The sequence below is a fragment of the Bradyrhizobium sp. 170 genome (assembly GCF_023101085.1).
Classification (GTDB): Bacteria; Pseudomonadota; Alphaproteobacteria; order Rhizobiales; family Xanthobacteraceae; genus Bradyrhizobium.
The window spans coordinates 8,317,121-8,335,883 of record NZ_CP064703.1; the positions used below are offsets into that span (position 1 = coordinate 8,317,121).

At 63.6% G+C, this 18,763-nt stretch carries 19 protein-coding genes and 1 pseudogene; 6 read left to right on the forward strand and 14 right to left on the reverse strand.

Going from position 1 to position 18,763, the window contains the following annotated elements; genetic code table 11:
• Nucleotides 1-3 precede the first annotated feature (3 nt).
• Genes IVB05_RS39175 through ftsE form a run of 3 tightly spaced genes read right to left on the reverse strand, consistent with a single transcriptional unit; the run spans nt 4 to nt 2,403 of the window.
• On the reverse strand, nt 4-720 hold the full coding sequence (locus IVB05_RS39175) for a YdcF family protein (RefSeq protein ID WP_247781423.1): 717 nt from the start codon (nt 718-720) through the stop codon (nt 4-6).
• Nucleotides 721-779: 59 nt separating this feature from the next.
• Nucleotides 780-1,751 carry an ABC transporter permease gene (locus IVB05_RS39180; RefSeq protein WP_247781424.1) on the reverse strand — a complete coding sequence of 324 codons (972 nt, stop codon included), beginning with the start codon at nt 1,749-1,751 and terminating at the stop codon, nt 780-782.
• Nucleotides 1,744-2,403: a cell division ATP-binding protein FtsE gene (gene ftsE, locus IVB05_RS39185; RefSeq protein ID WP_247781425.1), complete on the reverse strand. Its 660-nt coding sequence runs from the start codon at nt 2,401-2,403 to the stop codon at nt 1,744-1,746. Before ftsE ends, IVB05_RS39180 begins: the two co-directional genes overlap by 8 nt.
• Before the next feature lie 306 nt (nt 2,404-2,709).
• On the opposite strand from ftsE, the gene IVB05_RS39190 reads away from it, so the two are divergent.
• Together IVB05_RS39190 and IVB05_RS39195 are read left to right on the forward strand one after the other, a co-directional pair.
• Nucleotides 2,710-3,585 carry an MJ0042-type zinc finger domain-containing protein gene (locus IVB05_RS39190; protein WP_247781426.1) on the forward strand — a complete coding sequence of 292 codons (876 nt, stop codon included), beginning with the start codon at nt 2,710-2,712 and terminating at the stop codon, nt 3,583-3,585.
• 40 nt (nt 3,586-3,625) lie between these two features.
• Nucleotides 3,626-4,003, forward strand: a complete 378-nt coding sequence (locus tag IVB05_RS39195; protein ID WP_247781427.1) for a response regulator — start codon at nt 3,626-3,628, stop codon at nt 4,001-4,003.
• Between the two features lie 542 nt (nt 4,004-4,545).
• Here the strand turns inward: IVB05_RS39195 and IVB05_RS39200 are convergent.
• Nucleotides 4,546-7,236, reverse strand: a complete 2,691-nt coding sequence (locus IVB05_RS39200; protein ID WP_247781428.1) for a TIGR02302 family protein — start codon at nt 7,234-7,236, stop codon at nt 4,546-4,548.
• Nucleotides 7,237-7,403: 167 nt separating this feature from the next.
• Here IVB05_RS39200 and IVB05_RS39205 point away from each other — a divergent pair, with 167 nt between their 5' ends.
• Nucleotides 7,404-7,784 carry a carboxymuconolactone decarboxylase family protein gene (locus IVB05_RS39205; RefSeq protein WP_212418832.1) on the forward strand — a complete coding sequence of 127 codons (381 nt, stop codon included), beginning with the start codon at nt 7,404-7,406 and terminating at the stop codon, nt 7,782-7,784.
• A gap of 130 nt (nt 7,785-7,914) precedes the next feature.
• Nucleotides 7,915-8,823 (forward strand): NAD(P)-dependent oxidoreductase, encoded by a 909-nt coding sequence (locus tag IVB05_RS39210; RefSeq protein ID WP_247781429.1) that lies wholly within the window; start codon nt 7,915-7,917, stop codon nt 8,821-8,823.
• An 868-nt stretch (nt 8,824-9,691) separates the two neighbouring features.
• Here IVB05_RS39210 and IVB05_RS39215 read toward each other — a convergent pair.
• Nucleotides 9,692-9,958 (reverse strand): annotated as a pseudogene (locus tag IVB05_RS39215) (DUF4167 domain-containing protein); the annotation flags it as partial.
• A gap of 347 nt (nt 9,959-10,305) precedes the next feature.
• On the opposite strand from IVB05_RS39215, the gene IVB05_RS39220 reads away from it, so the two are divergent.
• On the forward strand, nt 10,306-10,506 hold the full coding sequence (locus IVB05_RS39220) for a hypothetical protein (RefSeq protein WP_247781430.1): 201 nt from the start codon (nt 10,306-10,308) through the stop codon (nt 10,504-10,506).
• A gap of 34 nt (nt 10,507-10,540) precedes the next feature.
• Here IVB05_RS39220 and lysA read toward each other — a convergent pair whose 3' ends face one another.
• The 3 genes from lysA to argH all read right to left on the reverse strand — a co-directional run bounded on the left by lysA (nt 10,541) and on the right by argH (nt 13,595).
• Entirely contained in the window at nt 10,541-11,806 is a 1,266-nt protein-coding gene (gene lysA / locus IVB05_RS39225; protein ID WP_247781431.1) for a diaminopimelate decarboxylase, read from the reverse strand.
• A 13-nt stretch (nt 11,807-11,819) separates the two neighbouring features.
• Nucleotides 11,820-12,086, reverse strand: a complete 267-nt coding sequence (locus tag IVB05_RS39230) for a lipoprotein (RefSeq protein WP_247781432.1) — start codon at nt 12,084-12,086, stop codon at nt 11,820-11,822.
• A gap of 111 nt (nt 12,087-12,197) precedes the next feature.
• Complete coding sequence (gene argH, locus IVB05_RS39235; RefSeq protein ID WP_247781433.1) at nt 12,198-13,595, reverse strand: argininosuccinate lyase; 1,398 nt, start codon at nt 13,593-13,595, stop codon at nt 12,198-12,200.
• Nucleotides 13,596-13,739: 144 nt separating this feature from the next.
• On the opposite strand from argH, the gene IVB05_RS39240 reads away from it, so the two are divergent.
• The gene (locus IVB05_RS39240) at nt 13,740-14,408 is read left to right on the forward strand and encodes a TlpA disulfide reductase family protein (RefSeq protein WP_247781434.1); all 669 of its coding nucleotides are present in this window, start codon (nt 13,740-13,742) and stop codon (nt 14,406-14,408) included.
• A gap of 124 nt (nt 14,409-14,532) precedes the next feature.
• Here IVB05_RS39240 and IVB05_RS39245 read toward each other — a convergent pair whose 3' ends face one another.
• The 6 genes from IVB05_RS39245 to IVB05_RS39270 all read right to left on the reverse strand — a co-directional run bounded on the left by IVB05_RS39245 (nt 14,533) and on the right by IVB05_RS39270 (nt 18,625).
• The gene (locus tag IVB05_RS39245; RefSeq protein WP_247781435.1) at nt 14,533-14,712 is read right to left on the reverse strand and encodes a putative motility protein; all 180 of its coding nucleotides are present in this window, start codon (nt 14,710-14,712) and stop codon (nt 14,533-14,535) included.
• Nucleotides 14,713-14,959: 247 nt separating this feature from the next.
• Nucleotides 14,960-15,841, reverse strand: a complete 882-nt coding sequence (locus tag IVB05_RS39250) for a 3-hydroxybutyryl-CoA dehydrogenase (protein WP_247787323.1) — start codon at nt 15,839-15,841, stop codon at nt 14,960-14,962.
• 164 nt (nt 15,842-16,005) lie between these two features.
• Nucleotides 16,006-16,950, reverse strand: a complete 945-nt coding sequence (locus IVB05_RS39255) for an FAD-binding protein (RefSeq protein ID WP_247781436.1) — start codon at nt 16,948-16,950, stop codon at nt 16,006-16,008.
• On the reverse strand, nt 16,950-17,699 hold the full coding sequence (locus tag IVB05_RS39260; protein WP_247781437.1) for an electron transfer flavoprotein subunit beta/FixA family protein: 750 nt from the start codon (nt 17,697-17,699) through the stop codon (nt 16,950-16,952). The genes IVB05_RS39255 and IVB05_RS39260 overlap by 1 nt, the downstream gene beginning before the upstream one ends.
• Before the next feature lie 135 nt (nt 17,700-17,834).
• Nucleotides 17,835-18,407: a cob(I)yrinic acid a,c-diamide adenosyltransferase gene (locus IVB05_RS39265; RefSeq protein ID WP_247781438.1), complete on the reverse strand. Its 573-nt coding sequence runs from the start codon at nt 18,405-18,407 to the stop codon at nt 17,835-17,837.
• A gap of 23 nt (nt 18,408-18,430) precedes the next feature.
• Nucleotides 18,431-18,625: a twin transmembrane helix small protein gene (locus tag IVB05_RS39270; RefSeq protein ID WP_247781439.1), complete on the reverse strand. Its 195-nt coding sequence runs from the start codon at nt 18,623-18,625 to the stop codon at nt 18,431-18,433.
• Nucleotides 18,626-18,763 lie beyond the last annotated feature (138 nt).

Consider the following 18,763-nt stretch of genomic DNA (forward strand, 5'->3'; position numbering starts at 1 on the left):
CGGTCAGTTGGCTTGCGCCGTCGCCGGCCGGCGCGGCGACGGCGCGGGCTGATCGTAAAGTTCGGGCGCCAGATCGATGCCGGCGCCGGCCAGTCGCACGCGCACCTCGGCGGCGACATATTTTGCATATTCCGACAGCAAGAGACGCAGCGTCGTACCACTGGTCCACCACGGCTCGTCGCGCCACCGGTCGCCGACCACCGCGAACGGAATCAGCGTGACCTCCGGGATCGCATGCGACAGCTCTACGATCGCCCGCGGCATGTGGTAGTTCGACGTCACCACGATCAGCGACTTGAAGCCGCGCTCGCGGACCCAGCGCCGTGTCTCGGCGGCGTTGCTCCTGGTATTGACGGCCGAACGGTCGAGATCGACGCAACAGCGCAACAGCAGCGACTGATTGTCGGGCAGCGAGCGCGAAATGTCGCTCAGGGCATTGGTCGGATGCACGCCCGAGATCAACAGCCGCTTGCCATACCCGCCGGCCAGCAATTCCATCGCATCGGACACCCGCGACGAGCCGCCGGTCAGCACCACGATCCCGTCGGCGGTGCGCGCCGGCTTGATTTCGACGCCGCGCAACTGCGAGAGAAAGGCGATGAAGCCCACCGCCGCGCCGACGAACAGGATCGCCATGGCGCCGACGATGACCGCGCGCAACCATCCGCGCGGCCGCGCAGCCGGCGCCCTCGGCATGCTATCGTCGTGCTGCAAATCCATGTGGTCCGGCGATCCTCTCCCCACGGAATTCTATAACGTTTTCGAGCGAAGTGGAGTCGTCAATCGATATCGTCCAGCGTGGCGAACAGCGTTCGCCGCGAGGCCCAGGCGGTAATGGCGGCGATCGCCACGGCCTGTACCGCGAGCGCCAGATAGCCTGAGGGCGGCAGCGAAAACGTCCCCAGCAGTGCAGCGAATTGATCGCCGACGGGGGTGCCCGAGAACCAGGCGGCGATCGATTCGGAGAAGCCGAAACCCAGCATGGCGGCGCCGCCGCCGATCACCCCGCCCTCCAGCCCGAGCCTGAGAAAATGCCGCAGGAAATGGTTGGCGATATAGCGGTCGCCGGCGCCGACGAAGTGCAGCACCTCGACGATCGGGCGGTTCGCCGCCATCGCGCCGCGGGTCGCGAACGAAACCGAAATGATCGTCGCCGCGATCACCAGCACGAGAATGCCGATGCCGGCAAACACGGTGGCCCCCGTCATCGAGCGCATGCGCTCGATCCAGGCGCGGTGATCGTCGACGCTCGCCGACGGCGCCACCTGGGTCACCGCCCTGCGCAATGCCGCGAGGTCGAGCGTGGTGCCGGGCTGGACGCGCGCGACGACGACGCGCGGCACCGGTAACTGTTCGATCGACAGCCCGCTGCCAAGCCACGGCTCCAGCAACCTGGCCGATTCGTCCTTGCTGAACGGCTTGACCTGGACGATGCCGGGTTGCGTCCGCATTGCCTCCACCGCCGCCGTTACATCGCGATCGAGATCGCGCCCTGCCTGCGGGCGCACCTGCATGGTGATTTCGCTGGCGACTTCCGACTGCCATTCCGCGGCCGATGCCCTGACGAGCAGCACGGTGCCGGTGGTGATGGATGCGAGGAACGTCATGATGGCGACGACGGCGACCAGCGCGCGGCCGGAGATCGACGCCCGCGGCACGATCGGCGACATGTTGCGCGCCTGCGCCGGCACCTGCGGGCGTTCGGTGCCGAGGTCTACCAGCGGCCCATGCTCGTCACCCATCCTACTCATAGATGTGCAACCGTCCCTGGTGCAGCACCATCCGCCGCGCCTCGTACTGGTCCATCAGCGTGATGTCGTGGGTCGCGATGATGACAGCGGTGCCCAGCCTGTTCAATTCGATGAACAGCCGCAGCAGGCGCCGGCCGAGCGTCGGGTCGACGCTACCGGTCGGCTCGTCCGCCAGCAGCAATTGCGGCCGCGAGATCACCGCGCGCGCAATCGCGGCGCGCTGCTTCTCGCCGCCCGACAGGATCGGCGGCAGCGCGTCCATGCGCTCGCCGAGGCCGACCCACTTCAGGAGATCGATCACCTCCCGGCGATAGCTGGATTCTTCCCGGCCCATCACGCGGAACGGCAGCGCCACGTTCTCATAGGTCGTCATGTGGTCGAGCAGGCGAAAATCCTGCAGCACGATGCCGATGCGCTGGCGCAGGTTCGCAACCTGATCCTTGCCGAGCAGCGAAACGTCCTGGCCGAACAGGTTGACGAGGCCGCGCGTCGGCCGCAGCGACAGAAACAACAGCCGCAACAGCGAGGTCTTGCCCGCGCCCGAGGGGCCGGTGAGAAACTGGAAGGAATGCGCCGGAATCAGGAAAGTAAGGTCGCGCAGAATCTCCGGGCCGAGCCCGTACCGCAAACCGACATTTTCGAACCGAACCAAGCTCAGCTCCGCTCGACATGAACCGTGGCCGAGCTCCGCTCGGCATGGACAGTTGCCGAGCTCCGCTCGGCATGGACAGTTGCCGAGCTCCGCTCGGCATGGACAGTTGCCGAGCTCCGCTCGGCGTGGGCCGCGGCTGGAAACCCCGGACTTGAACCTGAACCTGGACCCGAACCTGAACTTTGGGCTCGTGGCCCGCTGGCTTGGGAACCAACCGGACAAAACGGTTTTGCGACCGTTATGGTTTCCGATTCGTTAACAGTCGCTATGTAGCATCCGGGCAAAGACACGGTAGAGATGGGCTCCATGCATATCGTTTGCCCTCATTGTACAACATCTTACGCCATCAATCCTGCCACCCTGGGGCCCGCCGGACGTACCGTCCGCTGTTCGCGCTGCAAGGAAACCTGGCTGGCGCGGCCCGAAGACGCGATCGAAATGGCGGCAGCCATACCGGCCGCCATGCCAGCTTCGGCGCAATCGGCCCCGCCGGCCGAGAACGATGCCGCGGCCGAGTGGGAGGCGCTGGCGCGCGAGGAAGAGGGACAGGACGCCCCGATGGTCGACAGCCCCTCGATTTCGGCCGGCTGGCCGGCCGACGGCGAAGGTTCGCAACCAGGCGGCGACAACGACTGGCCGTCGGCCGCCCGGCAGGATGCGGAGAACCATGAGGAAATCCCGATCACCACGCACCGTCAGCGGTTGGCCCGCCTTTTCCGGCTGCCCTCCCTGCCGCGCATGCCGTCCGCCAGCCTGCCGACCGCCTGCGCCGCGATGGGCGCGCTGATCCTGGCGCTGATGATCTGGCGCGCCGATGTCGTGCGGCTGCTGCCGCAAACCGCGACGTTCTACAAGATGGTCGGTCTGGAAGTGAACCTGCGCGGGCTGGCGTTCAAGGACATCAAGATCACCAACGAGACCGTGGACGGCAAGCCGGTCCTGGTCATCGAAGGCACGATCGTCGGCGAGACCAGGAAACCGGTCGAATTGCCGCGGCTGCGCTTTTCCGTCCGCGACGCGGAGGGCACGGAGGTCTACGCCTGGAACGCGGTGCTCGAGCAGCCGGTGCTCAAGCCCGGCGAGCGCGCCTACTTCAAGTCGCGGCTGGCTTCGCCGCCGCCCGAAGGCCGCAATATTGACGTACGCTTTTTCAACAAGCGGGATCTGGCCGGCCAGGCCTGAACCAGGCCGCCTGTTCCGCTGAGGCGAGAGAGACGACTTCATGCCACGCGTGCTGATTGCCGATGACGAAGATTCCATGCGTTCGCTGGTGGCGCGCGCCATCGCCATGGACGGCCACGAGACCGTCACCGCCGAGGACGGCGCCGAAGCGCTCGATATCCTGACCCGCGAAAAAGGCACGTTCGACCTGCTGCTGACCGACATCCAGATGCCCGTGATGGACGGCATCGCATTGGCGCTGACGGCGGCGCGCGATTTTCCCAGCCTGAAGATCCTGTTGATGACGGGTTTCGCCGATCAGCGCGAACGCGCCTCCGGCCTCAACGCCATCGTGCACGACGTGGTGACGAAGCCGTTCTCGGTGCACGATATCCGCACCGCAGTCGCGGACGCGCTGGCGGCGCGAAAGGCAGGATAGAGAAGCAACCGAATTTCAATTTTTCGTTGCAATGATGCCCACCACTTTGGAATGTTCTAATTCCTAGTGTCAAAAGGCCTCAGAAATGGAAATCAACAAGGGCCCATACTGGTGGACCCCTGCGCAGTGGACCGCCGGAGCTGTGGGGTTCTTCGCATCGGCAGCTTTGGCCCACATTCTGGTCTCACTGGGTTACCTGACGAAAGACTGGGGTACCGTGATCATAGGGGCGGGCCTTTGCGTTCCGGTCGCAATCGTTGGATGGCTGAAGGCCAAAAAACGTCGCAGCAGCAAACCGTCCTGATTCGCGCCGATAGTGGCGCCGTTCGATAATCCCTTCGAGAGCCGCTCGATGTAATCGAGCTCGATCTTCGGGCGGGACGAATCGGCGAGAAGAGCGGATGAGCCACATCAACGGTTGTCATCGCCCGCGAAAGCTGAGGACCCAGTACGCCGCGGCTTCTCGATTCAATCACCGGCGTCTCTGGAATACTGGATCACCCCCTTCGCGGGTGATGACAGTTCAGCGCTGCGCGGAAACTTCAATAATCCTTCAACAACCGCTCGATGTAATCGAGTTCGATCTGCGGGCGGGACGGATCGGCGAGACGACGCCGCAGCTCTTCGAGGATCCGGCGCACCCGCTGCACATCGATCTCGCCGGGGATCTTCACGGTATAATCGTCGGTGAATTCGTTGTTGCGCATCGGCCGTCCCAGCGGATCGGTCGAGTTGGCCGCGCCCTGCTGGCGGCCTCTGGGATTGCCGGGGCCGTCGCCCGGCTGATCGCCGTCACCTTGCTGCATGGCCTCGGCCAGGCTCTGGGCACCCTTGCGCAGCGCGTCCAGCGCGCGACCTTGTGAGTCCACCGCCCCATCGGCATTGCCCTCGCCGAGCCGGCCGGTGGCGTCGCCCATCGCCGAATCGGCCTGATCGAGCCCGTCCTCGCCGTCGCCCTGGTCGCCGCCTTGACCCTGCTGGCCCTGGCCCTGCTGGCCCTGGCCCTGCTGACCCTGTCCCCGTTCGCCGCGCTGGCCCTGCTGGCCTTGCTGGCCCTGTTGGCCGCGCTGGCCCGGCCCCATGCCGCGCTTGGCGAGTTCTTCCTGCAATTTCTTGAGCCGATCGCGCAGGCCCTGCTGGTCCTGCTGCAGGTCGCCCATGCTCTGGTCGCCCTGCTTGTCTCCCTGCTTGCCGCGCATGCGGTCGCGCCTGGAATCCTGGCCCTGCTTGTAGGTCTTGTCGCGCAATTGCTGCTGCTTGCGGATCATGTCCCCGAGTTCGTTCAGCGCCTGCTCCATGTCGTCGCCGCCCTGGCCGGGCTGCACCATCTGCAGGTTTTCCAGCATCTGCTGCAGCTGTTCCAACAGCTGCTTGGCAGCATCCTTGTCGCCGGACCGCGACAGCCGCTCCAGCCGGTCGAGCATGCTCTTGAGATCCTGCTGGCTCAGCATCTTGGTGTTGGGATCGAGCGGACGCGCCAATTGCTGCGGGTTGTTTTTTAGCTGCTCGGCGAGTTGGCGCAGGAAATTGTCCAGCGCGGCGCGCAGATTATCCGTGAGCTTCTTGATCTCCTCGTCGGTGGCGCCGCGTTCCAGCGCCTGCTTGAGCGCCTCCTGCGCCGCGCGCAACGCCTTGTCGACATCGCTGATGTTGCCATCCTCGATGGTGACGGCCAGCGCCCACAGGCTGGCGACGACCTCGCGTAGCGCGGCGTCGGTGCGCGCGGCCTCCAACTGGCGGGACACGCTAAAGAGACCGAGATAGTGACCGGTCTCCGGCGTGAACAGTTCCGGCGCGATCATCAGCGCATCGAGCGCGGTATAGACCTGTGCATTCTGGTTGGCGTCGAGGGCGAGGATGCGGCGCTGCTCGATCAGGGCGCGCGCCAAAGGCTTGGTGAACAGCCGCTCCGGCAGCCGCATGTTGAACGGCTCGCTCTTGCCTTCATTGCCGGCCTCGTCCTTGGCCGTGAGCGTCAGCGTGACGTCGGCGCCGGCATAGGGATCCTCGCTGAGATCCTTCACCGTCTGGCCGACGCCGTTGCGGGTTCGCGCATTCGGCAGCACCAGCGCAAACTGCGGCGACTCGAACAGCGGCCGCGGCTCGGCCTTGTCGGCCTCCTTGTTCTTGCCGTCCTTCGCCTCGGGAGTCTTGGCATCGGGAGTCTTGGCATCGGAAGTTTTGGCCGCATCGGGGTTGCGGGCGACGAATTGCGCGCGCGCTTCGGTGACGCCGTAATCGTCCTCGAGCTTGTAGGACATCTGCAGCGAGCCGCGGGCCTGGCGTTCCGGATCCTTGGCAAGTGAAATGGTCGGCGCGCGGTCGGGCGTGGCCGCGAAGCGCCACAGCGGCTGGCCGGACGGCGCGCGGACATGCGCGCTGCCGTCGGCGGTGATCTTGAAATGCCGTTCGTTGGTGCCCTTCGGCGCCTGCTCGCCCGGCGCGACCTCGGTCACGCCGCCACCGACCACGACATCGATGGTGCCGCCGCTGGAACGCACCAGCAGCGTGCTGCCTGACGGTACCGGCAACGGTGCTCCGCTATCGGGCGAAGCCGCATCCCTGGCGGCGGACAGAATGACCGGCGGCTTGCCGGTATAGACCGGCGGGGTCACCCAGGCATCGACCCGGACGTTGGCCGGCGCCAGCACGCCGTTCCAGTCGAACGCCGCGGCGATGCGCAGCGTGCGTTCGTCGCCGGCGGCGACATAGGCGGCCGCCAGCATCACCATGACCAGCGCGCGCAGCGCCCAGGGATCGTGGATCGGAAGCCGCGGCGAAGGCAGCCCGGCGCGGATCCGCTTGATCGAGGCCAGCGTGCGCTCGCGCTGCTCCTGCCACAGCGCCTGCGCGATCGGGTCCCTGGTCGAGAGCGTGTCGGTCAGCGCGGTCGCCGGGCGGTGGCGAATGCCGGTGCCGCGGTCGAGCCGGCTCAACGCCTCTTCGCGGGTCGGCCAGCGAAACCGCGCGAACGGGGACAACGCTGCCAGCGCCAGCAGGACGAACAGGCCGATGCCGATCGCGCGTGCAACGAATGGGAGCGCCAGCCACAATCCGGCCCAGGACGCCACCAGAAACAGCCCGACGACGCTCAAAATCCGGGCGAAGCCCGGCCAGGCGCGCTCCCACGCAATCGCATACTGAGCCCGTTGCAGGGCCTGCGTCAGTTGAAGCCGCGCGACAGCATCCGGCTCGCGCGCGGGCTGTGAGGGGTCGGGGGAGGCTCCGTTCAACAAAATTCTCCGGGTTGCCGACAAATCACCCTAGCACGGCGGCGGCATTGAGGCACCCCGCGTCCAGAGGTTCCCACACCCGGAATTACGCATAACACGAAGGCGTGACTGCCGGGCTTTAGCCCCGTAACGTCGCCTCGAACCGTAAAAATACCTAAGGAAACGTCATGGACCAGAAGACACACGACAAGGGACTGGAAATTCGCAAAGCCGTGCTCGGCGAGGCCTATGTCAACAACGCCCTGAAGAACGCCGATAGCTTCAACAAGCCGTTCCAGGAACTGGTCACCGAATATTGCTGGGGCGCAGTGTGGGGCCGCGAGGAATTGCCGCACAAGACGCGCAGCATGCTCAACCTCGCCATGATCTCGATCCTCAACCGGCCGCACGAATTGAAGGCGCACATCAAGGGCGCGCTGACCAACGGCGTCAGCCGCGACGAGATCCGCGAGATCTTCATGCAGGTGTCGATCTATGCCGGCATCCCCGCCGGCGTCGACAGTTTTCGGATCGCGCGCGAAGTGTTCGCGGAACTGGACAAGGGCTGAGACGCAGCCGTAACGCCACCGCAATTTCAGCCGTCATTGCGAGCGCAGCGAAGCAATCCACACTTTTTCTATGCGGCGCCATGGATTGCTTCGCTGCGCTCGCAATGACGGAGCAAGAGGAAACACCACCATGGAAATCGGATTCATCGGCCTCGGAAAAATGGGTTTTCCGATGGCACGGCGGCTGGTCGAAGCCGGGCATCAATTGACCGTGTTCGATACGCGGAAAGAAGCCGTCGACAAGCTGGTCGCACTCGGCGCGCAAGTCGCCTCCTCGCCCAGGGACATCGCCGACCGCTGCGAGACCGTGCTGGCAAGCCTGCCGTCGCTGCAGGCTTCACTCGATGTCGCGACCGGCGCGGGCGGCGTGATCGAGGGCAAGCGCATCAGGCGCTTCGTCGATCTCTCCACCGTCGGATCGCAGATGGCGGCGAAAATTCACGGCCTGCTGGCTGCGAAGAACATCGTGCAGATCGACAGCCCCGTCAGCGGCGGCGTCGGCGGCGCCGAGAAGGGAACGCTGGCGGTGATGGCCTCCGGCCCGCGCGCCGACTATGAGGCGGTAAAGCCGGCGCTCGACGTGATCGGAAAGGTGTTCTTCATCGGCGAGAAACCCGGCTCGGCGCAGACGATGAAACTTGCCAACAACTTCCTCTCCGCAACCGCGATGGTGGCGACGTCGGAAGCCGTGGTGATGGGCGTCAAGGCGGGACTGGATCCGGCTGTGATGATCGACGTCATCAACGCGGGCTCCGGCCTCAATACCGCGAGCCGCGACAAGTTTCCGCGCGCGGTGCTGCCGCGCAGCTTCGATTTCGGCTTCGCCACCGGCTTGATGGTGAAGGACGTGCGGCTCGCGCTGGAGGAGATGAAATCACTGGGACTGTCGATGGAAGTCGCCGAAGCCGTCGGCCGCTTGTGGGAAGTCATCATTCGCGACGAGGGCGCGGAGTCGGATTTCACCGCCGCGATCAAGCCGATCGAAAAGGCGGCGGGCATCGTGGTCGGCGGCGCGAAAGGTGGCCACGCGGCGAAGTAGCGCTGACGCACAGCCTTTTCGGGCGCTCGCCTTTCGGAAATCCCTTTTTCAACTGGAGAGCCATGTGGGATGGCCAAAAATGCAATTCATCTTCGATCTGATTTGGATGCAGTCGCGCGGGAATTACCTCGCCGAAACAGGCCAGCAGGAAGCGCAGCCGTGATCGCCGCCTCTGCAGCGATTCTCGCACTATTCAACCTGGCAATCTTAGCAGCCCACGCCCTGGACGCTTACCGGGCGCGCTAGTTGTTAACTCCGCTTCCGCGTGCGGCTTCCGAAGAGGTCGGAGCCCCAGAATGAAACGAGGACCAGCGCGCAAGTCGCGAGGCCCAACAATGCCAGAATTGTTTCAAGCATCATCGAATCAACTCCCTTCAGTTGGGATTTTTGCCATACGAACGCGCCGCAGTTGAGCGCGTTTAATCCGCGTGCCCGGCACCGCCGTGCGGCACATTAAAAGGACGCCCCCCAGCTTCAGCTAAGCATCAACCGTTGGGGCCGTCCTTGTCCTCTGCCGGGCATGCCCATCCGCATGGTGTCCGGCGGACCGAAATAAAAATCTGATTCGAGCCGATGTCTGTATGGAACCCGACGGTGTGAGACGGTTCCAGGCTCGATGGGACTCAATGCAGGGAAGGGAAAGTCCGGCAATCGCCGTCTTGCATCGGGTGTACGGCTGCATCAGAGGTCCTCCCGAGGACCCTTGAAGCAGGGATGCCTCACCTCACCCTCGGCCGACTTCGCCCGACGTTCGATCTCGGGGAGCAGTATTGCGTAGGATGGGTGGCGCGCAGCGATACCCATCGGCTCTGCTGTGATGGGTATCGCTTCGCTCCACCCATCCTACGGCACGCTAATTCGCATTCTTCGCCATCGACCGGAAATAGTGCTCGGCATGCTGGAAATAATTCTCCGCTGCAATCCAGTCTCCCCTCAGAGCTTCAGCGCGGGCCAAGGCTAGGTAGCGTTCATAGTTTTTCTCTGCGCTCTGAGCATTCTTCGCCTGAGGGCGAGGGACCCCGGAAGATTCATTTCTTCGGGCGGGCCGCGATCGTCGGTGCACCGCACCGGTCACAACTTCCGCATTTGGGCGTGGTTGTGCCGTTACCGGCTTAAGTTCCGAAATGTATTTCATGTTGGTCCATATGCCGCTCCGGCAGAGCCGTGCGACGTTCGCTGGAGGAATTGTCCTGCTGCAATTCAGTCGATGGGCCACTGAGGGCGGCGCTCAAACTTCGACGGTGCGGTATGCGTTCCTGGCGCCCGATTGGCAGCCGAACGAATCCATATCGACTGCGTTTTAGATATGAGCATAGACAGCGATTTCAAGTCGCTGACTGAATGAGAATCTTTGGCGAAAACATCCACCCTCGTTTTGCAGCCAGTGCCCATGACGCGGCAGTGGACAGAACATAACAAGGGAGGTCCGAGATGAGAAAATCCATAACGACGACGACCGAGGAGCCAATACCCAGGAACATCATGCGCGCTGATGTCACGATCACGGAAGGTTTCGGCATAGAGGTCGACGGTCAGATGAAGGCGGTGTTCGACACAAAGGAAGCCGCCGAAAAGAAAGCGCGGGAACTTAAAACCAAATTCCCGATGCTTCAGGTCAAGGTCTATGACGCAGCGCAAAGAACGAGTGCGGTGATAACGGCCAAAACAGCCGAAACCGTCTGACGGACGCTTCAGGAGAGCATCGAACCGACAACGCTCACAGCCAGGGTGCCGGCTTATCCATCGCGATCAGTTCCTCGACCTCGATGCGCGGGCGCACCACGGCGTACTGGTCGTCCTTGACTAAAACTTCCGGCACCAGCGCGCGCGTATTGTAGAAACCGGACTGCACCGCGCCGTAGGCGCCGGCGGTCATGATCGCGATGAGATCGCCGGCCTTGGGCTCGGGCAGGTTGCGATCGAGGGCGAGATAGTCGCCGGTCTCGCAGACCGGACCGACGACGTCCGCCGTGATCGTTCGCGCGCCCTTCGCCGGCTCGCGCACCGGCAAGATATCGTGATGGGCTTCGTACAGCGTGGGGCGGATCAGATCGTTCATCGCGGCGTCGATGATGACGAAGTTCTTGGCCTCGCCCGGCTTCACATAGATGACGCGGGACACGAGAATACCGGCATTGCCGACGATCATCCGCCCGGGCTCGAACATCAGCGTGCAGCCGAGATTATGCGTCACCCGCTTGACCATCGCGGCATAGGCCGACGGCAATGGCGGCGCTTCGCGATCGGCGTGATAGGGGATGCCTAAGCCGCCGCCGAAATCGATATGCTCGATCTTGTGGCCGTCGGCGCGCAGCGTCTGCACGAAATCGGAAAGGATCCGGAACGCGGTTTCCATCTTGCTGAGATCAGTGATCTGGCTGCCGATATGCATGTCGGTGCCGGTCACCTCGATGCCCGGCAGCTTTGCCGCGAGGGCATAGACCTCGCGCGCCCGCCCTATCGGAATGCCGAACTTGTTTTCGGACTTGCCGGTGGCGATCTTGGCGTGGGTGCCGGCATCGACGTCCGGATTGACGCGCAACGAAATCCGCGCGGTCTTGCCGGTCTCGACGGCGAGCTTCGACAGTAGCTCCAGTTCGGGTTCGGATTCGACGTTGATACAGAGAATGTCCGCCGCCAGCGCGGCGCGCAGCTCGGGCTCGGTCTTGCCGACGCCTGAGAAAAGAATCTTGCTCGGCGGAATCCCCGCGGCCAGCGCGCGCTTGAGTTCGCCGCCGGACACCACGTCGGCGCCGGCGCCAAGCTTCGCCAGCGTGCGCAGCACCGACTGGTTGGAATTCGCCTTCATGGCGTAGCAGACCAGCGTCTTCTCGCCAGCAAAGGCCTCGGTGAAGACGCGGTAGTGGCGCTCCAGTGTCGCCGTCGAATAGCAATAGAACGGCGTGCCGACGGCATCCGCGAGTTCGGACAGGTTGACCGCCTCGGCGTGCAGCACGCCGTTGCGATAGTCGAAGTGATTCATGGTGCGCTCAGTCTCAGTCCAGCAGCGGATCGAGAACGAATTTCTTCTTGCCGCCCTTGGGGGCGCTGGGGCCTGCGTCGGATCCATAGGTCGAATTGAAGACGCCGGGCTGCGCCGCGCGCTCGGCCTCGGTATCCGACGTGGCCTGGGCCTGTGGCGCTGCCGCGTTCGGCGGCAGGTCGAGGCCACTTTTGCGTCCGCAGCCTCCGAGCGCGAGCGCGGTCACGCTCAACAGGATGATGGCCCATCCCGACGATGACGGGCGGTAGTTACTGATCACGACGAAATCCCCAATGCGCGCGGCACCATACAAAGATTGCCGTAGTCTGGCGAGTGCCGATGGGCCACGGAAACCCAAGAAAAACCCAAGAAATTGCAGCGATTTTTTTCCTCAGCCCAATTTTTGCTCTTTTTCCAGCCGCTTCAGCCAGGCTTTGGCCTGGGAAAGCACGTTCTTCGGCGCGGTGCCGCCATAGCTGGTCCGGCTCTTGACGGAGGCTTCCACCGACAGCACGCGCAGGGCGTCCGCCGAAATCTTCGGCTCGACCTCCTGCATCGCCTTGAGCGGCAGTTCGTGCAGCGCCACGCCCTGCTTCGAGGCCAGGCCGACGATTCGCCCGGTGACATGATGAGCATCGCGGAACGGCATTTTCAGCGTCCGCACCAGCCAGTCGGCCAGGTCGGTGGCGGTGGCGTAGCCCTCGCCGGCGGCGGCCTTCATCCTGTTCTCGTCGGGGACGAGATCGAGGACCATGCCGGTCATGGCCCGAATCGCGAGCGAGAGCGCGGAAAACGCCTCCATCGCACCCTGCTTGTCCTCCTGCATATCCTTTTGATAGGCGAGCGGCAGGCCCTTCATCACGATCAGGAGACCGTTGAGCGCGCCGATCACCCGGCCGGTCTTGGCGCGCACCAGTTCGGCCGCGTCCGGGTTACGCTTCTGCGGCATGATCGAGGAGCCGGTGGTGAACTTGTCGGAGAGCCGCACCAGGCCCACCAGCGGCGAGGTCCAGATCACGATTTCTTCGGCAAAACGCGACATGTGCACGGCCGCGATCGAGGCCGCGGAGAGCGTTTCGAGCACGAAGTCGCGATCCGAGACCGCATCCAGCGAATTGGCCATCGGCCGGTCGAAGCCGAGCGCCTTCGCGGTGGCATGGCGGTCGATCGGAAACGAGGTTCCGGCCAGCGCTGCGGCACCAAGCGGCGATTCGTTCAGCCGCTTGCGCGCATCGGCAAAGCGGCCGCGGTCGCGCGCGGCCATCTCGACATAGGCGAGCAGATGATGGCCGAACGTCACCGGCTGGGCGGTCTGCAGATGGGTGAAGCCCGGCATCACGGTCGCGGCATGTTCCAGCGCGCGGCTGGCCAGCGCATGCTGGAACGCGGCCAGCGCCGCATCCGTCTCGTCGATCGTGTCGCGGACATAGAGCCGGAAATCGGTCGCCACCTGATCATTGCGCGACCGCGCGGTGTGCAGCCGTCCCGCGGCCGGCCCGATCAGTTCGGAAAGCCGGCTCTCGACGTTCATATGAATGTCTTCGAGCGCGCGCTTGAAGTCGAAGGTGCCCTTGCCGATTTCTGACAAAATCGTGTCTAGACCCTTGCCGATATTTTTCGCATCAACAGCGGTGATAATGCCCCGCGCGCCCAGCATCGCGGCGTGGGCCTTGGACGCGGCAATGTCCTGGGCATACATGTGACGATCGACGTCGATCGAGACGTTGATTTCCTCCATGATCGCATCGGGACGCTCGGTGAACCGGCCGCCCCACATCTTGTTGCTCATGACTTCCCTGGCCTTACTTCTTAAGCCTTGCCAAAATCGTCGAACCGGCTGCGAAACGCCGTGCCGGTTTCGGCCGTAACTCGACCGTAATCTTCGGCCCTGCATAGCCGTATCTGATACAGGATGACAAACGATATGCCCGAAATGTCCCCGCCCCGCCCGGCCACGAAGCGCCGGATCCCGCTCGCCATCAGTGCAGTGGCGGCTGTGGGCGTGATCGGATTGGGCGCGTTTTACGGGCTCGGCGACTTCAAGCGCGGCACGGGCGGCGATCCCTCCTGTACCGGAGCGGTCGAACTGGCCCGCAAAATCGCGCCGCTGGCGCATGGCGAGGTGGCCGCGCTGACCATGGCGACGGCCCCGCTGCGGCTCCCCGATCTCGCTTTTGAGGATGCCGAAGGCAAGCCGAGGAAGCTGTCGGAATGGCGCGGCAAGACCGTGCTGGTGAACCTGTGGGCCACCTGGTGCGTGCCTTGTCGTAAAGAGATGCCGGCGCTGGACAGCCTGCAGGCCAAGCTCGGGGGCAAGGACTTTGAGGTGGTCGCCGTCAATATCGACACCCGCGACCCCGAGAAGCCGAAAAACTTCCTCAAAGAGGCCAATCTGACCCGGCTCGGCTATTTCGCCGACTCAAAAGCCAAGGTTTTTCAGGATCTTAAGGGCGTAGGCAAGGCGCTCGGCATGCCGACCTCGATACTGGTCGACGGCCAGGGCTGCGAAATCGGCAACCTTGCCGGTCCCGCCGAATGGGCCAGCGAGGACGCGATCAAGCTGATCAAGGCCGCGATGGAGCCGGTAAAGGCGGGTTCGTAAAGGTAAGGCGACAGAATCGGTGGGCAAAGCGAAGCGTGCCCACCATCACCGGCGCTGCATTAAATGGTGGGCGCGGCGCAAGCGCGCCTTTGCCCACCCTACCGAGCTGCTTGGGGGATATTTCTCAGGCCGCAATATTGACGTTGCCGCCGACGCCGGGGGCGAGATTGGCGGTGCCGAGCAGCGTCTGGACCGCAGCCTTCTCGGCATCGGCGTTCTGTTTGATGATCGAGGTCTGGATCTGCTGCTGCGTGCCCGCCGCCTTCATCGCCATCATGCTCGAAACCATAGCCATCATGTCCATACACAGCACTCCTCAAACCTGAGGGCACCCTACCCCGGCACCGGTTAATGAACTCTGGAGATTGTGCGGTGGACGCGGTGGAACCTGTCCGAGCGGCGTGAAATGAAAAAAAGTAGGGTGGGCAAAGCGAAGCGTGCCCACCGATCTTTTTTTCACAACCGGCGATGGCGCCCGTCGACGTTTGAATTTGCGGAGGCATGGTGGGCACGCTGCGCTTTGCCCACCTTACGGCGTCGAGGGTGGAGCCCTACCGCGTCGGGACCGGCTTGTCGCCGCGATAGTCGTAGAAGCCGCGCTGCGTCTTGCGGCCGAGCCAGCCGGCTTCGACGTATTTCACCAGCAACGGGCACGGCCGGTATTTCGAATCCGCCAGCCCCTCGTGCAGCACCTGCATGATCGAAAGACACGTATCGAGGCCGATGAAATCGGCGAGTTCCAGCGGCCCCATCGGATGATGTGCGCCGAGCTTCATCGCCGCATCGATCGCCTCGACGTTCCCGACGCCCTCATAGAGCGTGTAGATCGCCTCGTTGATCATCGGCAGCAGGATGCGGTTAACGATGAAGGCCGGAAAATCCTCTGATACCGCGATCTGCTTGCCGACCTTGCCGACAAATTCCTTTGCCGTTTCGAAGGTGGAATCGTCGGTGGCGATGCCGCGGATCAGCTCGACCAGTTCCATCGCCGGCACCGGATTCATGAAATGAATGCCGATGAAGCGCTCGGGGCGGTCGGTCGAGGCAGCGAGCCGCGTGATCGAGATCGACGAGGAATTGGTCGCGACGATCGCTTCCGGCTTCAGCACCGCGCAAAGTTCGTGAAAGATCTTGCGCTTGACCTCTTCCTTTTCGACCGCGGTCTCGATCACGAGGTCGCAGTCCGCCAAACCGTCCAGCGTCTCGCTGGAGGTAATCCGGGAGAGCGCCTTTTTACGCGCGTCCTCGGTGATGGTCTGCTTGGCAACCTGGCGCGACAAATGGCCGTTGATGGTCGCCATCGCCGACTTCAGCCGTTCATCGGACAGATCGTTGAGCACCACGTCGAAGCCGGCGAGCGCCGCCACATGCGCAATCCCGTTGCCCATCTGGCCCGAGCCGATCACGCCGACCTTCTTGATTGTCACCGCCATCTTGTCATCCACCGGAACGGCGCGCACTTCGCGCCTGTTCATCCCCTGGTCCTGGTCTTTGGCACGTTTTCTTCACGCGAAGGCCAAATCCACTTCGCTTGAAATCGCTCTAGCATAAAACATCGGCCGGATGTTGCGCATCCGGCCGTCGTTTATCGCCGTGGTTACTTTCCTAGCTTGCCGAGCGCTTCGGTCAGCTCAGGAACCGCCTGATAGAGGTCCGCCACCAGGCCGTAATCGGCAACCTGGAAGATCGGCGCGTCTTCATCCTTGTTGATCGCAACGATCACCTTGGAATCCTTCATGCCGGCGAGATGCTGGATCGCGCCGGAGATACCGATCGCGACATATAGTTCCGGGGCGACCACCTTGCCGGTCTGGCCGACCTGCCAGTCGTTGGGCGCATAGCCGGCATCGACCGCGGCGCGCGAGGCGCCGACGCCGGCGCCGAGCTTGTCGGCGAGCGGCTCGATATATTTGGCAAAGTTCTCGCGGCTCTGCATCGCGCGGCCACCGGAGACGATGATCTTTGCGGACGTCAGTTCCGGACGGTCGCTTTTTGCCACTTCCTCACCGACGAAGCTGGATAGGCCCGGATCGGCCGCAGCAGTGGCGTTCTCCACCGGCGCACTGCCGCCGTCACCTGCCGCGGCGAAAGTCGAGGTCCGCACCGTGATGACCTTCTTGGCGTCCTTTGATTTCACCGTCTGGATCGCGTTACCGGCATAGATCGGCCGCTCGAAAGTATCCGGCGAGACCACCTTGATGATTTCCGACACCTGCATCACGTCGAGCAGCGCTGCGACGCGCGGCATCACGTTCTTGAAGCGCGAGGTCGCGGGCGCGACGAAGGCGTCGTAGGAAGGCGCCAGCGACACGATCAGCGCGGCCAGCGGCTCGGCGAGGTCGTGAGCGTAGGCGGCGTTATCGGCGAGCAGCACCTTGGTGACGCCGGCAAGCTTGGCCGCGGCATCGGCCGCCGCCTTGGCGTTTTCACCGGCGACCAGCACGTGTACGTCGGCGCCGAGCGCGGCTGCTGCCGTCAGCGTCTTGTTGGTCGCGTCCTTGATCGACGCGTTGTCGTGTTCGGCAATCAATAGCGTCGTCATCAGAGAACCCCGGCTTCGGTCTTGAGTTTCGAGATCAGCTCAGCGACGTCCTTGACCTTGACGCCTCCCTTGCGGCCGGGCGGTTCTGTGGTCTTGAGGATTTCGAGATGCGGCGTGAGATCGACGCCGTAGTCGGACGCGCTCTTGTCGTCGATCGGCTTCTTCTTCGCCTTCATGATGTTGGGCAGCGACGCGTAGCGCGGCTCGTTCAGCCGCAAATCGGTGGTGACGATGGCAGGCCCCTTCAGCTTCACGGTCTGCAGGCCGCCGTCGACCTCGCGCGTGACCTTGAAATCGCTTCCTTCGACTTCGAGCTTGGAGGCGAAGGTCGCCTGCGACCATCCGAGCAGCGCCGCCAGCATCTGGCCGGTCTGGTTCGAATCGTCGTCGATCGCCTGTTTGCCCAGAATGATCAGCCCGGGCTTCTCCTGCTCGGCGATGGCTTTAAGAATCTTGGCGACCGCCAGCGGTTCGACGTTGCCTTCGGCCTTGACCAGGATGCCGCGGTCGGCGCCCATCGCAAGACCGGTCCGGATCGTCTCCGAGGCCTGCGCCGGGCCGATCGACACCACCACCACCTCGGTCGCCTTGCCGGCTTCCTTCAGGCGCAGCGCTTCCTCGACGGCGATTTCGTCGAACGGATTCATCGACATCTTGACGTTGGCGAGTTCGACGCCCGTTCCGTCGCTCTTGACGCGGACCTTGACGTTGTAATCGACCACCCGCTTTACCGGCACAAGAACCTTCATCGATCCTCTTTCGCTTGAATTCTGGGTTTAATTGGCTTTATTAGCTAGCTATCGGCTTGGGCGCGGAACCTAAAGGTCCCGCTATCGGCGGTCAACGCGCGAAAGCCAAAAATCGGCCCTCTGACAAGGCCTACCTTAACGGTTCTGACCGGGCACCCACAACACGTCTCCGGCCCCATTATCGTTCATGGCGCGGCTGGCGACGAACAGGAAATCCGACAGGCGGTTCATATACTGAATGGCCGCCTCGCTGACCGGCTCCTCGGGGTTGGCGGCGAGTTCCACCATAATCCGTTCCGCCCGGCGGCATATGGTGCGGGCGAGATGCAGGTATGCCGCAGCGGGGGTGCCGCCGGGCAGGACGAACGAGGTCAGGGGCGCGAGATGCTCGTTCAGGCTGTCGATGTCGCGCTCGAGCCGTTCGACCTGGCTTGAGAGCATCCGCAACCGTTCGGCCTTGCCGTCGCGCTGGGGCACCGCGAGATCGGCGCCGAGATCGAACAGGTCGTTCTGGATCCGTCCCAGCATCGCATCGAGTTCGCGGGCCTCGCCAAGGTGCAGCCGGACCACGCCGATGGCGGCATTGGTCTCGTCCGCGGTGCCATAGGCCGAGATGCGCAGATCGTATTTCGGACGGCGTTCGCCGCTGCCGAGCGCCGTGGTGCCGTCATCGCCGGTCCTGGTATAGATGCGGTTGAGTACGACCATTGGCGCGTCCCTTTATCTTGCCCTTATTTGCCCATCGCCCAGACCGTGACCATGATGAGGACGATGGCGACGAACTGCAGCAACACCCGAAGCCGCATCAGGTTCTGCGAGCGGCTCGGCGAGCCGCCGCGCATCATGTTGACGAGGCCGAGCAGCAGCACGATGGCTACCGCCGCAACCGCGACCGGGAGGACGATCGAACTCAGAAAGGATGCCATCGGCGCTACATAACACCGGCAAGCGCCGACTTCCACACGTTCACAATCCCTCGCACAACCCTCGCGCACCGCTCGACGATCTGGCTTTTAAGCCAATAATATCAGATGCTAGCCCAAGTTTCGGGACCGGATCGCCGT

What these genes read in the sequence shown, in the direction of transcription:
- IVB05_RS39175 (WP_247781423.1), bottom strand. Translation starts at nt 720, where the DNA reads ATGGATTTGCAGCACGACGATAGCATGCCGAGGGCGCCGGCTGCGCGG.
- IVB05_RS39180 (WP_247781424.1), bottom strand. Translation starts at nt 1,751, where the DNA reads ATGAGTAGGATGGGTGACGAGCATGGGCCGCTGGTAGACCTCGGCACC.
- IVB05_RS39190 (WP_247781426.1), top strand. Translation starts at nt 2,710, where the DNA reads ATGCATATCGTTTGCCCTCATTGTACAACATCTTACGCCATCAATCCT.
- IVB05_RS39195 (WP_247781427.1), top strand. Translation starts at nt 3,626, where the DNA reads ATGCCACGCGTGCTGATTGCCGATGACGAAGATTCCATGCGTTCGCTG.
- IVB05_RS39205 (WP_212418832.1), top strand. Translation starts at nt 7,404, where the DNA reads ATGGACCAGAAGACACACGACAAGGGACTGGAAATTCGCAAAGCCGTG.
- IVB05_RS39210 (WP_247781429.1), top strand. Translation starts at nt 7,915, where the DNA reads ATGGAAATCGGATTCATCGGCCTCGGAAAAATGGGTTTTCCGATGGCA.
- IVB05_RS39220 (WP_247781430.1), top strand. Translation starts at nt 10,306, where the DNA reads ATGCGCGCTGATGTCACGATCACGGAAGGTTTCGGCATAGAGGTCGAC.
- lysA (WP_247781431.1), bottom strand. Translation starts at nt 11,806, where the DNA reads ATGAATCACTTCGACTATCGCAACGGCGTGCTGCACGCCGAGGCGGTC.
- argH (WP_247781433.1), bottom strand. Translation starts at nt 13,595, where the DNA reads ATGAGCAACAAGATGTGGGGCGGCCGGTTCACCGAGCGTCCCGATGCG.
- IVB05_RS39240 (WP_247781434.1), top strand. Translation starts at nt 13,740, where the DNA reads ATGTCCCCGCCCCGCCCGGCCACGAAGCGCCGGATCCCGCTCGCCATC.
- IVB05_RS39245 (WP_247781435.1), bottom strand. Translation starts at nt 14,712, where the DNA reads ATGGACATGATGGCTATGGTTTCGAGCATGATGGCGATGAAGGCGGCG.
- IVB05_RS39250 (WP_247787323.1), bottom strand. Translation starts at nt 15,841, where the DNA reads ATGGCGGTGACAATCAAGAAGGTCGGCGTGATCGGCTCGGGCCAGATG.
- IVB05_RS39255 (WP_247781436.1), bottom strand. Translation starts at nt 16,950, where the DNA reads ATGACGACGCTATTGATTGCCGAACACGACAACGCGTCGATCAAGGAC.
- IVB05_RS39260 (WP_247781437.1), bottom strand. Translation starts at nt 17,699, where the DNA reads ATGAAGGTTCTTGTGCCGGTAAAGCGGGTGGTCGATTACAACGTCAAG.
- IVB05_RS39265 (WP_247781438.1), bottom strand. Translation starts at nt 18,407, where the DNA reads ATGGTCGTACTCAACCGCATCTATACCAGGACCGGCGATGACGGCACC.
- IVB05_RS39270 (WP_247781439.1), bottom strand. Translation starts at nt 18,625, where the DNA reads ATGGCATCCTTTCTGAGTTCGATCGTCCTCCCGGTCGCGGTTGCGGCG.